Origin of the sequence: Psychroserpens sp. AS72, assembly GCF_038900375.1 — a bacterium.
Classification (GTDB): Bacteria; Bacteroidota; Bacteroidia; order Flavobacteriales; family Flavobacteriaceae; genus Psychroserpens.
This window is the reverse complement of record NZ_JBBMRC010000002.1, coordinates 573,377-588,221: the sequence shown is the minus strand read 5'-3', so window position 1 is coordinate 588,221 and position 14,845 is coordinate 573,377. Positions and strand designations below refer to the sequence as shown.

General features: G+C 32.5%; 11 protein-coding genes. 6 read left to right on the top strand and 5 right to left on the bottom strand.

The annotated features are described in order from the left end of the window. Nucleotides 1-114: 114 nt before the first annotated feature. Both WNY78_RS06150 and htpG read right to left on the bottom strand, forming a co-directional pair. Nucleotides 115-1,071: a tRNA-dihydrouridine synthase family protein gene (locus tag WNY78_RS06150; protein ID WP_342872314.1), complete on the bottom strand. Its 957-nt coding sequence runs from the start codon at nt 1,069-1,071 to the stop codon at nt 115-117. Between the two features lie 223 nt (nt 1,072-1,294). After that, on the bottom strand, nt 1,295-3,205 hold the full coding sequence (htpG, locus tag WNY78_RS06145; RefSeq protein ID WP_342872313.1) for a molecular chaperone HtpG: 1,911 nt from the start codon (nt 3,203-3,205) through the stop codon (nt 1,295-1,297). A gap of 296 nt (nt 3,206-3,501) precedes the next feature. Here htpG and WNY78_RS06140 point away from each other — a divergent pair, with 296 nt between their 5' ends. Together WNY78_RS06140 and WNY78_RS06135 are read left to right on the top strand one after the other, a co-directional pair. Then, complete coding sequence (locus WNY78_RS06140) at nt 3,502-4,512, top strand: beta-ketoacyl-ACP synthase III (protein WP_342872312.1); 1,011 nt, start codon at nt 3,502-3,504, stop codon at nt 4,510-4,512. A 19-nt stretch (nt 4,513-4,531) separates the two neighbouring features. After that, on the top strand, nt 4,532-4,837 hold the full coding sequence (locus WNY78_RS06135; protein WP_342872311.1) for a hypothetical protein: 306 nt from the start codon (nt 4,532-4,534) through the stop codon (nt 4,835-4,837). 42 nt (nt 4,838-4,879) lie between these two features. Here WNY78_RS06135 and WNY78_RS06130 read toward each other — a convergent pair whose 3' ends face one another. Together WNY78_RS06130 and WNY78_RS06125 are read right to left on the bottom strand one after the other, a co-directional pair. Further along, entirely contained in the window at nt 4,880-5,086 is a 207-nt protein-coding gene (locus WNY78_RS06130; RefSeq protein WP_342872310.1) for a hypothetical protein, read from the bottom strand. 729 nt (nt 5,087-5,815) lie between these two features. Then, nucleotides 5,816-8,299: a TonB-dependent receptor gene (locus tag WNY78_RS06125; protein WP_342872309.1), complete on the bottom strand. Its 2,484-nt coding sequence runs from the start codon at nt 8,297-8,299 to the stop codon at nt 5,816-5,818. A gap of 189 nt (nt 8,300-8,488) precedes the next feature. Here WNY78_RS06125 and WNY78_RS06120 point away from each other — a divergent pair, with 189 nt between their 5' ends. Further along, the gene (locus tag WNY78_RS06120) at nt 8,489-8,851 is read left to right on the top strand and encodes a CoA-binding protein (RefSeq protein ID WP_342872308.1); all 363 of its coding nucleotides are present in this window, start codon (nt 8,489-8,491) and stop codon (nt 8,849-8,851) included. Here the strand turns inward: WNY78_RS06120 and WNY78_RS06115 are convergent. Next, nucleotides 8,828-10,264, bottom strand: coding sequence for a sodium:solute symporter (locus tag WNY78_RS06115; RefSeq protein ID WP_342872307.1), 1,437 nt, complete (start codon nt 10,262-10,264; stop codon nt 8,828-8,830). The genes WNY78_RS06120 and WNY78_RS06115 overlap by 24 nt on opposite strands. A gap of 158 nt (nt 10,265-10,422) precedes the next feature. On the opposite strand from WNY78_RS06115, the gene WNY78_RS06110 reads away from it, so the two are divergent. The 3 genes from WNY78_RS06110 to WNY78_RS06100 all read left to right on the top strand — a co-directional run bounded on the left by WNY78_RS06110 (nt 10,423) and on the right by WNY78_RS06100 (nt 14,820). Further along, nucleotides 10,423-12,921 (top strand): T9SS type A sorting domain-containing protein, encoded by a 2,499-nt coding sequence (locus WNY78_RS06110; protein ID WP_342872306.1) that lies wholly within the window; start codon nt 10,423-10,425, stop codon nt 12,919-12,921. Nucleotides 12,922-13,097: 176 nt separating this feature from the next. Beyond that, nucleotides 13,098-13,715, top strand: a complete 618-nt coding sequence (recR, locus tag WNY78_RS06105; RefSeq protein ID WP_342872305.1) for a recombination mediator RecR — start codon at nt 13,098-13,100, stop codon at nt 13,713-13,715. A 7-nt stretch (nt 13,716-13,722) separates the two neighbouring features. Next, nucleotides 13,723-14,820, top strand: a complete 1,098-nt coding sequence (locus tag WNY78_RS06100; RefSeq protein WP_342872304.1) for a glycosyltransferase family 2 protein — start codon at nt 13,723-13,725, stop codon at nt 14,818-14,820. Nucleotides 14,821-14,845 lie beyond the last annotated feature (25 nt).

The window sequence follows — 14,845 nt, the reverse complement described above, 5'->3', positions numbered from 1 at the left end:
CTCATGATAAATTAGTTAATCGGTTGTAATTAACAAGAAAAAACCAATTTGTTCGACCAAATACAAGGTCTAAAGATGTTATAAAATGAATTTTGGTAGCTACGGTTATGAGTGCTATGTTGTTGATTTAGATGAAATTAGAATTTCTTTCACAGCTTGTCTGTACTTTACAGGATTAGTCGCTTTTTTTATCTTTTTGTATGTTTTTTGCGGATTAGAAAACGATTGAGAAAAGTATTCCCAAAAGCCTAACATTTTCATCTTTATTGGAGTTGGACCAGAGAGAGCAGCATCGTATTGCTCATAGATTTCGTTATGAAACGCTTCAAATAATTCCCAACGGTTTTTAGGGTAGTCTGTAGTGTCATTTTTTATCATACTCGGTAAAAACGGATCTGCAATCAACCCACGACCAATCATAAAATGATCAATACTCGGGAAACGCTCTTGCATGTTTTTAAACTGTGCAACCGTTGTAATATCTCCATTGTAGTAGAGTTTATGATGTGCAACATCTATACATTTTTGAAACGCATCTAAATCAACACCACCTTTATACAGTTGCTTACCAATACGTGCATGAATCGCCACATTTTTAAGCGGATATTTATCTAAAATAGGGAAGGTGTGTAAAATCTCTTCACTATTCTCATAACCCATTCTCATTTTCATTGAGACCAAAATATCGGTTTCATTATGAGCACGATGTAAAATATCATCTATTCTATTTGGGTCGCAAATTAAACCAGAACCCATACCACGATTGGTCACCATTGGATAAGGACAACCTAAATTCCAATTGAGTTCTTTATAACCTAATTGTTGTACATAGTTGGCGACAAATAAAAACTCCTCTGCATCATTGGTGATCACTTGAGGGATAACTTCAAGTGTAGTATTGTTCTCTGGCAATAAATCACGCTCGTATGAGGATTTCACTTTGAGTTTTCCGTTGAGACGAATGTATGGCGCATAAAACGTATCAATGCCACCAAAATATTTTTGTTGTGCATTCCGAAATCGGAAATCGGTAAACCCTTGTAATGGCGAAGATAAAAGTGTGAAACTCATAGTTTTTGCTTAGCACAAATATAAGCGAATAGTTTGTTGTTTTATACGTTCGTTGACGAGTTTGATGTGGTAATATTTCCGAAGAAAAAAGATATAAAAAAACCACTTTGAATTCACAAAGTGGTTTTGAGTTATTTGTGAGATGCTGTAATCGCAGATTCATGAATACTTTAATTCAAAATATACGTTTATGAATACACAAGTTCAGCATGACGCGACATGATTACTTAATCATCTCGTAGCTACGTTTAATGAAGTTTGTTAACTCTTCACCTTTCAATAAACCTTGAGATAAACGAGCCAAGTCTAAACTTTGCGTAATTAAACGTTCTTGTTTTTTCTTGGTTTTGGTGTTTAAAATTTCGTTCACCAAATCAGAATTCGTATTCACAATCAAATTGTACATCTCTGGCATATTACCAAACATCTGCATTCCGCCACCACCAGTCTGCTGCATCTCTTTCATACGACGCATAAATTCTGGTTGTGTAATAATAAACGGACTCGCATCACTATCACTAGCTTCTAATTGTACAGAGAATTTTTCCTGCGGAATCACCTCTTTTAATAAAGTATCGAGTGTTGTTTTTTCTTCTTCGGAAAGTTTAGAAATCGCAGTTTCATCCTTTTTAATTAAGTTATTGATATGATCACCATCAACACGTGCAAAAGAAATATTTTCTTTAGACGTTTCTAATTTTTGAATCAAGTGAGATACAATTGGAGAATCTAATAGTAATACTTCGTAACCTTTAGATTTTGCAGACTCAATATACGAGTGTTGTGCATCTTTATCTGAAGCATATAAAATCACAAGCTTACCATCTTTATCTGTTTGGTTCGCTTTTATTTTGTTGAATAATTCGTCATATGTGTAAAATTTACCATCAACTGTTGGGTACAATGCAAAAGCATCTGCTTTTTCAAAGAATTTATCTTCAGAAAGCATTCCGTATTCAATTACAATTTTGATGTCATCCCATTTTTGTTCAAAGTCTTCACGATTCTCGTTGAATAAAGATTTCAACTTATCTGCAACTTTACGTGTGATGTAAGAAGAAATTTTCTTCACAGCACCATCTGCTTGTAAATATGAACGCGATACGTTTAACGGAATATCTGGAGAATCAATCACACCTCTTAACATGGTTAAGAATTCTGGTACAATACCTTCTACATTATCGGTAACATACACCTGATTTTGGTACAATTGGATTTTATCCTTTTGCATGTTTAAATCATTCGTCATCTTAGGGAAATATAAAATCCCAGTAAGATTAAACGGATAATCTACATTTAAATGAATATGGAACAATGGCTCCTCAAATTGTGCAGGATATAACTCGCGGTAAAAATTTTTATAATCAACATCTTCTAATTCTGTTGGTTGTTTTGTCCAAGCAGGATTAGGATTGTTAATAATATTATCTACAGTAATTTTTTTGTGAGGCTCAGTTGTTTCTTTTCCATCTTTATCCTTAGTTGTTTTAGGCGTAAATTCTGGATCGTTAATCTCTTTAGTTCCAAATTTGATAGGAACTGGCATAAACTTATTATACTTAGATAATAATTCTCTAATGCGATTCTCTTCTAAAAACTCTGTAGAATCTTCAGCAATATGAAGGATGATTTCTGTTCCTCTTTCAGTTCTGTCAGAAGCTTCTAAAGTAAATTCTGGAGATCCATCACACGTCCAATGTGCAGCTGGTGCATCTGTATGTGATTTTGTAATGATCTCTACTTTTTCTGCAACCATAAAGGCAGAGTAAAATCCTAGACCAAAATGTCCAATAATTCCAGAGTCCTTTGCAGAATCTTTGTATTTGTCTAAAAATTCTTCAGCTCCAGAAAATGCTACTTGGTTGATGTACTTTTCAACCTCTTTTGCACTCATTCCTAAACCTTGATCGATAATGTGAAGTTTCTTTCCTTCTTTATCAATTTTAACCTCAATTATTGGGTTTCCGTAGTCACTTTTAGATTCGCCAATACTTGTTAAATGTTTCAATTTAAGTGTTGCATCTGTTGCATTACTTATTAATTCACGTAAAAATATTTCGTGATCGCTGTACAAGAATTTTTTAATGAGCGGAAAAATATTTTCTACCGATACATTAATGTTTCCTTTTGTCATGATATATATGTTTTTATTATAATTATTGTAATGTTCATCTAGTGACAAAAAAAGTACCAATGCTGATAATGTGACAAACTGACACAATTTTCACTTCGGAAATGTGAAACCTTCAAAATTGTGATTTAAATTTTAGAGGTTTGTAAGAAAATCCAATTTCCGAAGCTAACAGAATACTATGCATGCATAACGAATGCGTTTCAGTTTAAAAAATAGTTAGTCGCAAATAGCTAAATTGCAATACTTATTTTTAATCAAAGAGATTCCCATTTGCATGGGAACAAAAACAAGTTTTTATGTACAATTCTAAGATTATAGGTTTGGGACATTACGTTCCAGATAATGTTGTAACCAATGATGATTTATCCAAAATGATGGATACAAATGACGAGTGGATTCAAGAACGCACAGGAATAAAAGAACGTCGTTGGGCCATTGAAGGTTCTGAAGACACTACCTCAGGAATGGGAGTAAAGGCTGCTAAAATAGCCATTGAACGTTCTGGAATTGATAAAGATGATATAGATTTTATAATCTTCGCAACCTTAAGTCCAGATATGTATTTTCCTGGTCCTGGTGTGCAAGTGCAACATGCATTAGATATTAAAACGGTTGGAGCTTTAGATGTACGTAACCAATGTTCTGGATTTGTATATGCGATTGCTGTGGCAGATAATTTTATCAAAACAGGCATGTATAAAAATATTCTCGTGATTGGTAGTGAATTGCATTCTCACGGATTGGATAAAACAACTCGCGGACGAGGAGTTACCGTAATTTTTGGAGATGGAGCAGGAGCTGCTGTCTTAACAAGAGAAGAAGATACGAGTAAAGGTATTTTATCAACGCACTTACATTCTCAAGGAGAACATGCTGAAGAATTGGTGTTAGTTGCTCCAGGAATGGGTAAGCGTTGGGTGAGTGATATTTTAGCAGATAATGATCCTAATGACGAAAGTTATTTTCCGCACATGAACGGACAATTTGTATTTAAAAATGCAGTGGTTCGTTTTAGTGAAGTGATTATGGAAGGTTTAATGAAAAACAACCTAGAGGTTGATGATATTAATATGTTGATTCCGCATCAAGCTAATTTGCGTATTGCACAATTTATTCAACGTAAGTTTAAATTAGAAGATGATCAGGTTTTTAATAATATCCAAAAATATGGTAATACGACTGCTGCCTCAATTCCAATCGCTTTAACCGAAGCATGGGAAGAAGGCAAAATAAAAGAAGGTGATACAGTTGTATTGGCTGCTTTTGGTAGTGGCTTTACTTGGGGAAGTGTGATTATTAAGTGGTAACACTAATTCCTGAATTTAATTGAAACTATTTTTAAAACTATTCTTTTTACTCCTAATATTTGAAATCGTATTAGGTCTTAGTAATGCATACTTTTCTACGGAAGGCATAGTCTTTTTAGGAATTAAAATGAGTGCTGTAACCAGTTCATTAATCCGGTTTTTTAGTATGCCAATCAATATTTTTGGTAGAGAATTACCATTTTATGCAAGAGAAGCTTGGCTTGGTATTGTTTTGACAATTCTTAATATAGCGATACAATCTTTTATAATTATGCAGCTATATAAAACATTTAGACGATCTAAAACAAAAAATCCCAAAGATTGACTTTGGGATTTTTTGTTATGATAGTTAATATCTCAGATGACCTTATTCATTTTTAAGTTCTCTGCTCATAAGCTTTATCTTAAGATTTAAATATTTAATTAATTTAAACATGATTATTAGTAATAATATACCAATTAATGCAGCTATCAAATAAGACACAACACCAGCGAGAATTGCAAAAGTATGCGATGCTCCAAGGTCTACTGTTGTTTCGTATGTGTTGTTGTTTGATTGGGTTAGGAAATTCATAGTTATTAAAAATGGTTAAAGTTCTCTAAGTTAGAGAATATTTTCTATTTATCTAAATAAACGTCCCGAATAAACACAAAAAATCCCAAAACTCTCGTTTCGGGATTTTTCTGCTATTAATCAATTTAATTAAACACTAAAACTATAACCATTAAGTAAATATGTATTAAACTGATTAGCTTTAAAACTTATCACACTCTTAAGACGTACAAAGTTGTTTTTTATTTCATTAGTTAACAGTTTTAACTATCAATTAACATTATACCAGTTCATATTCAAAATAACTATAATAAACGCATTTTTTACTTTCTTCTTCAGGATAAAATGAAACCGTAACTAAGGCTATGCTTTATTTTTCTACTTTGTTTAAAGTATAAGTTCATCATTTTCTCTTAAGAGGTTTTAAACAAGAAATGGCATTTTGGGTTTTAATCCCGATAACTATCGGGACCGCATAAAAAAAACCCGCAGTATAAACCACGGATTTCCTTGCTATTAATCAACTAAGGTTTATAGGGACTTCATCTAAAAACCAATTATTATGTATAATCATGTTGTCGTTATTAAAAACGATAGATTACATAACAGTCTAAAATTTAACACTTTATTATAGAATAGCATTAAAAACAAAAACCCAAAACTTGCGTTTTGGGTTTTCTTATTCAATAACCGTACAATTAACACTAACCATCAACTATTATATGTAGGTTACCAAATTTTTCTTTGAGATTATATAAATCCTCCGCTTCCAGATTTTTCGTTGTCGTCTCTATTTTTACGTTGTAAGGCTCTGTATTTTCCGCCTCCAAAACGGTATGATAATCCAATATTCCATGAGTTAGATTCCCAATTAAATTGACCGACTTGTGGTGTAGGTCTGTCGCCATCAAATTCAAACTTCATGGTATTTAAAATATCACTGTAGTTAAAACTAAACGTTGCTCTTTGGTCTTCTAAGAAACTATATCTAAGTCCTGTATTAACCATAAACATAGGTTGACGGTTAAATTGTAAGCCTTTTTCTTCACCTCTATACATAGAGAATACTGATAGGCTTAATTTTTTAGTCACTTTAAAATTATTGAATAATCTAAAGTTGTACACCACATTATTAGCTTCTACAGTTGAACGTTCTATGTCATCAACCGTCGCGATATCTGTTGGTGCTGTTAGCGTTTCTGCAATTCCTTTTTGTTGACGAGAAAATAAATCGAAACTTCCGTTTAAGCTCCACCATTTTGTTGGTCTGTAGTTACTGCTAATCTCAATTCCGAAAGCAGTCGTATTTTCAAAGTTATCGTAGGTTAGAATATTTTTATTAAGATCTAAACGATCAATAAATACTGCTCTATTAATTTCGTCTTCTACCAATCTGTAAAACACACCTCCTGTAACGGTTCCTTTTTCAAATTTTCTAGTGTAGTTGACTTCTATTGAATTTGTGAACTGAGGTTGTAGGTTCGTATTTCCGAAGGAAGAAATCAAAGGCGTACTCCATTCTCTAATAGGATTGACTTGCTGTAAACCTGGACGATCAACACGACGACTAAAACTCATTTGGTAAGAATTTTTATCACTTGGTGTATACGTTACAAAAGCTGATGGATAGATTTGAAAATAGTCATTCTCAAAAGGTGTTGTCTCACTTGAGTTTTCTAATTGTCGTATGGCAGAGGCATCTTCTGAAACAGTTTCTGCACGTGCTCCAATTTGGTAGCTAAATTTTTCAAACGATTTCCCATAAGTGACATACAAAGAGTAAATGTCTCTTTTATAGCTAAAATCGGTAGCAGGTGTTGGTATAAATTCATCACCATTATTAGGCGTTGAATCCTGATTTTCATTCACAGATAATCCAGTAGAATTATAATCAATATTAGTGTCAAATAAACGTGCTTCTGCACCAATTTCTAATTTTGCTTTCTCAGATAACGGATTGACATAATCTAAATTTATAGTCGTTTGATCTCTATCTGTGTCTACAATATCTATGTAATTTGGAGGAAATGAAATATTTGAAAAATTGAAATTTGCAATCTCATCTTGAGCAAAAACACTATAGTCTACTTCTAAGTCTATTTTTTCACCTTCCTTTTTTAATTTATGATTATAAACACCATTATATTGTGCTACTGTGTTATCAATATCATTATAAAACGTTTGTAATTGGAGAGGTTCACCAATGTATTGAATTCCTGCGTCTCCACTCCCTAAACCATTAAATAGGTTTTGATTGGTAAAAAATGATACTGTGTTATTATCATTCATATAAAAATCTACACCAACTTTATAGAGATGTGATTTGTTATTGTTTTCAAAATTAAAAGTTTGAATAGATTGATCATCTAAACGTTCAATACTACCGTAATTGGCATTGTTACCAATGTTGTTACCGTAATTTCCGTAGAAATTAAATTTACCATTACGATAATTCATATCTATTGAACTATTGAATTTTGCGTTAATTTCTTTGGTTAAGCCGAAGTTGATATTCCCATTAAAACCAAGTTTGGTGTTTTTATGCAGAATAATATTAATGATACCACTCATACCTTCTGGATTATATTTTGCTGAAGGATTTGTGATCAATTCAATTTGTTTTATAGATGTTGAAGGGATTTGGCGCAATAACTGAGCAATTGGGACATTTGATAATTTCCCATCTACCATAACTCTAACATTCTCATTACCACGAAGACTAATGTTACCAGTTTGTTGATCTACATTTACCGACGGAATGTTATTCATAATATCACTAGCAGTAGCTCCAGCTGTCGTTAAATCTTTACCTACGTTAATGACTTTTCTATCTACTTTTTGTTGAATAGTCGTTATTTCGGCAACGACTGTAACTTCGTCTAAGCTTTCAAGATCTTCTTCAAGTCTTATGTCGCCTAAGTCGATTTTGTAGCTGTCTTTACCCATATTTACGGTTTTAGTAACCGTAGTAAAACCAATGTATTGTATAGATACTGTGATTTTTCCTTCTGGAATTTTGTCAATTTCAAAGGTTCCGTCATCTTTTGTGATGCCTCCTGTGATAGTTTTGTCTGCGACGTCTTTAATAAGAATGTTTACGTAAGGTAATGGTTGATTTAACGATGCGTCAATGACTCTACCTGATACTTGTCCGTCTCGTAAGTCTAATTTTGGTGGTTGGGCAAATGCGAAGATTGTGAATAGGCAAATGCACACTTGTGTTAGTGTTTTCATTTTTTGATTGATTTTTGATGCCGAAATAAATTCAGCATTGATTGATTAGATGAAATTTAATGGTTGTTAGCTTATAGACGATTGATTTATTGTTGCGTTACTTTTTTTAACATTAGTTAACATGGTTTTAACATTTTGAGATTCTAAATTGTTTGAAGAGTTCTATTTTTGTAATAAAAAGAATACAATATGAATAAGAAAACATTAGTCATTGGAGCATCTTTAAAACCAGAGCGTTATTCTAATATTGCCATAAATAGATTGACGAGTTATAATCATGATGTTGTTGCTATTGGTTTGAGAGAAGGAAACGTTGCAGGAATAACTATTGATACTAATTTAATGCCTTACAAGGATATTGATACAGTGACGTTATATCTCAATCCGCAACGTCAAAAAGCGTATTACGATTATATTATTGGACTACATCCAAAGCGTATTATTTTTAATCCAGGAACCGAAAACCCAGAATTTCAAAACCTATTGAAACAAGAAGGTATTTATTTTGAAGAAGCCTGTACTTTGGTATTATTGTCTACGAATCAATACTAAACCTAAAAAGGTAAGGAACCCATTTAAAATTAGGATAAAGAAACCAAATTCAAATCCAAACCATTTTAGGCTATTAACACTTATGATGTAAGATAGAATAGGTGATAATATAGCTACTATTGGCACAATTTTGTCTTTGACATTCCAAGTTGTGAATAGTCCAAAAGCATACAATCCAAGTAAAGGTCCATACGTATATCCAGCAAATACGAAGAGTTTTTGTATCACACTTTCATCTTTAATGATATATTTAAATCCTATAATAACCAAAATAAGTACAATAGAAATAGCAATATGAATTCGTTTTCTAATTGTTACTTGTTTTTCTTCGGAATACTTTTTCTCTATATCTAAGATGTCTATGCTAAATGAGGTTGTTAATGAGGTCAAAGCACTATCTGCACTACTGTAAGCAGCAGCAATTAAACCGAGTAAGAAAAATACAAATACGGTTATGCCTAAATGGTTTTTAGCTAAAATTGGAAATAAATCATCTTTATGTGCATCTATTCCATTTTGTTGTGCATAAACAGTTAGTAAAAGTCCTAAGCTTAAAAACACGAAATTTACTACTGTAAGTACTATAGTAAACCAAAACATGTTTTTCTGAGCATCTTTTAACGATCTACAGGTGAGGTTTTTTTGCATCATATCTTGATCTAATCCAGTCATGACAATAGCTATAAAAGCTCCAGAAATAAATTGTTTCCAGAAATAATTAGCAGATTTAAAATCTTCAAAAAAGAAGACTTTTGAAAGATCGCTATCTAATACATAAGTTAGAATACTTCCATCTTGAATATCAAGAGAATCACTAACATAATAAATGGCTACACCAACTGCAATGAGCATAAATAGTGTTTGAAGAGTATCTGTCCAAACTATAGTCTTAATACCAGATTTAAACGTGTAAAGCCATATCAATAAAACGGTAATAGTCACAGTTTGCCAAAAGCTAACGCCTAAATCATCAAAGAGTATAATTTGTAAAACATTTGCGACGAGAAATAATCTAAAACTAGCTCCAATTATTCTAGAAATTAAAAAGAAAGAAGCTCCAGTTTTATAAGCGTAGTTTCCAAATCGAGTTTCTAAATAGGTGTAGATAGATGTTAGATTTAATCTATAATATAAAGGTAATAGAACGGTTCCAATAACTAAGTATCCAACAATATAGCCTAGTACAACTTGCATGTAACTAAATTGAGAGGCTTCAATCCAACCAGGAACAGAAATAAATGTCACTCCAGAAAGTGATGCTCCTATCATTCCAAACGCAACAATATACCAAGGCGATTGTTTGTTTGCTTTAAAAAAAGCGGCATTTCCAGATGTTTTACCAGTGAAATAAGAAATCAAAATTAAAATACCAAAATAGGCTAGAATGAGTAAAATGATGACGTTCGTCGACATATAGTTTGTTTTAACAGATTTTTATTTGATTTGTCTTACTTTAGTAAAAAAATTGTAAACAATAATAAGTAATTTCTAGAGAATTATATGCTTTTCTGAATGTAGATTAGTGTATAGAATTCCTTATTGTAGTTTAAACTAAAAAAATCCCTATTAAAATGAAAAATTATTATCTACTATTTGCATTTTTTTTATCTGCAACTTTCATGTATTCCCAAGATTACAAACAGATGATTTCCGAAGGTACTCACACGGTACAAACCATTCAAACTGCAGCCGAAGCTCATTTTGCTCAAGTTGGTACCGAGCGTGGAAAAGGATACAAGCCTTACAAACGCTGGGAATATCAAGCATTGAGAAGTATGGATGAAAACGGAATGTTACCATCACCAGAATTTTATTTTAATGAGCTAGAAAACTATAATAGTTATTTAAATGAAAGCGCTTCTACAGCAAGAACTACAGTAGGTTCTTGGGAACAATTGGGTCCAATATCTTGGAATGCTACAAGTGGTTGGAATCCAGGTGTTGGTCGTATTACTTCTGTTGCTATAGAGCCAGCAAATCCAAATCATATTATTGCAGGTGCAGATACAGGAGGTGTTTGGAGATCTACAGATGGAGGTTTAAGTTGGACAGTATTAACAGATAATTTATCCAATTTAAATGTTTCAGCATTAGCTATCCATCCAACAGTAAATACAACCTATTTTTGGGGTTCTACAAGCGGAACAATTTTTACTTCAACAGATAGTGGAACAACATGGAGTCTTTTAGCAGATATAGGAAATGGTTCAGTTAATAAAATTCTTATTGATCCAACAAATACTAATAAAATGTTTTGTTCTGCACAAAGTGGCGGACTTTTTAAATCTACAGATGCTGGTGTGAATTGGTCTACAATTCATTCTAGTGCTTCAACGGGTTATGATTTTGAATTTAAACCAGGAAATACTGATATAATTTTTGCATCAGGAAACTCATTTTATGTATCCCTTGATGGAGGAGCATCTTTTGTGCCAACAGGCGGTTTTTCTAATGGTCCAAAAATGATTGGAGTTTCTGCAGATAATCCAGAGGTTATATATGTGTTAGAAGCGTCTAATGGTGTTTTTGGAGCACTATACAAATCTGTTGATTTCACACCTTTTGTTGAATTAAATCATGTTGGGAAAAACTACTTTGGATATAGTTCTGATCCTACAGATCCAGATGATGTAGGTTTTGGTCAAGCACCAAGAGATATGGATATCGCTGTAAATCCTAATAATGTTGATGATGTACATATCGCTGGTGTTAATACTTGGAGATCTACAAATGGAGGTGTGACTTTTACTTCGACTTCACAATGGACACCTAATAATGCAAATAGTCAAGGTATTGGATACTGCCATGCAGATGTAGATATTTTAGAATTTGTAAATGATAAATTATATGTTGGTACAGATGGAGGCTTGTATGTTGCCGAAAACCCAACAGTAGTCAATAATTCTTATTATAAAGATTTAACTGGTGGAATGGGAATTCGTCAGTTTTATAAAATAGGAATTAGCCAAACAAATCCTGTTATTGTAACAGGTGGTGCTCAAGATAATGGAACTTCTGTAATGGATGTAAATGGCGATTGGACAGATTGGATAGGAGCAGATGGTATGGAAAGTTTTATTGATAAAACCAATTCAAATATTATCTATGGTACATCTCAAAATGGAGCGCTTTACAGATCATTAAATGGTGGTTTAAGTGTAACAGGTCTTTCTAGTCCAGAAAATAAATCTGGAAATTGGGTAACACCATTTGAACAAGATCCTATTCTTCCAAACGTAATATATTCAGGTTACGATGAAGTGTATAAATCAACAAATGGAGGGAATACTTGGTCAAGTATCTCCCAAAATTTTGGAGGAAACCTTAATCATTTAAAAATAGCACCTTCAAATAGTAATTATCAATATGCTGCACGAGGTTCTAATTTATACAGAAACTCTTTTGCAGGAACAGCTACAAACTGGACAGCTGTAGGAGGCTTTTCTGGTAATATAAACTCCATTGCGATACATCCAACAAATCCTAGTAAAGTAGCGATAGCAACTACAGGTAATCAAAAGGTGTACGTGTCTTCAAATGGTGGAGATTCTTGGACGTCATATAAATTGAACTTGCCAAACTTTAGCGCTCAAGCATTAGCTTGGCACGACAATGGTGAAGATGGATTGTATTTAGGAATGAATTATGGAGTATTCTATATTGAAAACACATTTACAGAGTGGCAACCATTTAGTAATGGTTTACCTAATGTGATTATTAGCGAACTTGAAGTTAATACAGCAGATAATAAAATTTATGCTGGAACTTATGGTCGTGGACTTTGGAGTTCAGATGTGTTTGATGCCACTTTGAGTGTCAATGAATTTGCATTAGAGTCTTTTGAAGTGTATCCTAATCCTGCAAAAAATAATGTAACAATTAATTGGAATAAAAGTGATTTGGTATCAGTAAGAATTTTTGATGCTTTAGGTAAACTCATGTATTATACTAAAAAAATCAATATTTCAGAACCAACTTCATTTGATGTGTCTTCATATTCAACAGGTCTTTACTTCGTGAGAATTAATAATCTTGAAGGATCTGTAACTAAGAAATTAATTATCGAATAAAATTGAAATTTAAATTATAAGACAACCACCATTAATTTTATAATGGTGGTGTTTTTAATTAAAGCTAATTGAAATTGTTTTATACCACTTATTGATTGAAGTAGAAAGGGAAAAGGCGCAATTTATTGCAGTAATTTTAATTGGTAAATGGTATTACAAATTGTAAATTCGCAACTATGGAATTTTCTTCTAAATTACTAGAAAACGCAGTCAATGAAATGTCGCAATTACCAGGTATTGGTAAACGCACAGCATTACGTTTAGTATTACATCTGTTGCGCCAACCTAAGGAGCAAACCCTTAGTTTTACAAAAGCGTTAAGTACCATGCGTACCGAAATAAAATTTTGTAAAAGCTGTCATAATATTAGTGATACAGATGTTTGTGAAATTTGCGCAAATCCTAATCGTATCGAAAACATCGTATGTGTTGTTGAAGATATAAGAGATGTTATGGCCATTGAAAACACGAGCTCTTTTAAAGGCTTGTATCATGTTTTAGGCGGAAAAATCTCTCCAATGGATGGGATAGGTCCTAATGAATTAAATATATATTCTTTGGTAGAGAAAGTTAAGCAAGGTGCAATTACCGAACTCATTTTTGCACTTGGATCTACTATGGAAGGCGATACAACCAACTTCTATATTTACAAACAAATTCAAGATTACGATATAAAAACATCTACAATTGCTAGAGGTATTTCCGTCGGAAATGAGCTAGAATACACAGATGAGGTCACTCTTGGTAGAAGTATAATTAATAGAATCCCTTTTGAGGCATCTCTAAAATCATAATAGACTATTGAAATTATCTGTCATCATACTCAATTACAATGTGCGTCATTTTTTGGAGCTTTGTATTAAAAGTGTTGAAGCGGCTTTAATTCATATAGATTCTGAAATCATCGTCATTGATAATTTGTCTAAAGATGATAGTTGTGAGATGGTGAAACGCCAATTTCCGAAGGTAAAATTAATAGAGAATTCTGAAAACTACGGATTTTCAAAAGGAAACAATATTGCAGTTAAAGAAGCAAAAGGTGAGTATCTCTGTATTCTAAATCCAGACACAGTTGTTGCAGAAGATACTTTTGAATTGCTACTTAAAATTTCCGAAGCACAAAAAAATCTAGGCATCATTGGTTGTAGATTAATTGATGGTCAAGGTCAATTTCTACCAGAAAGTAAACGAAAAGTCCCGACGCCTCATGTTGCAATTAAAAAAATGCTCGGATTATCAAGTTCATATTATGTAAATGAGATTAATGAGAAATCTACCGGATTAGCTCCAATTTTTGTTGGCGCATTTATGTTTCTTAAAACATCTATTTACAATGAAGTGAATGGCTTTGATGAAGATTATTTTATGTATGGCGAAGATATAGACCTGTCTTATAAAGTGAGTCAAGCAGGTTATGATAACATGTATTATGGAGCAACAACGGTTATACATTTTAAAGGAGAAAGTACGTTAAAAGATAAAACGTATGCCAAGCGTTTTTATGGAGCAATGCAAATTTTTTACAACAAACATTTTAAATCTAATGTAGCGTTTGATGCACTTGTATGGTTGGGAATTAGATGTGCACCATTATTTAAAAAGTCTTCAAATGACGACATACAACCAAAACGTAATTATGTGTTGTTATCTTCGGAAATGAATATACTCATAGAAAAGGCATTAAAACAAGAGTTAAGCTTACAAACCAGTATTGAAAATTATAATGATGATACAGAGTATATTTTAGATAATAATCACCTCAGTTTTAAGTCAATCATCGAAATCATTTCCAATACACCTAAAAATTGTAGCGCTACCTTTAAGATTCTACCAAAAAATTCTAACTTTATCATCGGAAGTAATAGCTCTAAAAGTAGAGGAACCATTATTTCCTTTTGAGGATAATTAATTGAAATAATCGCAA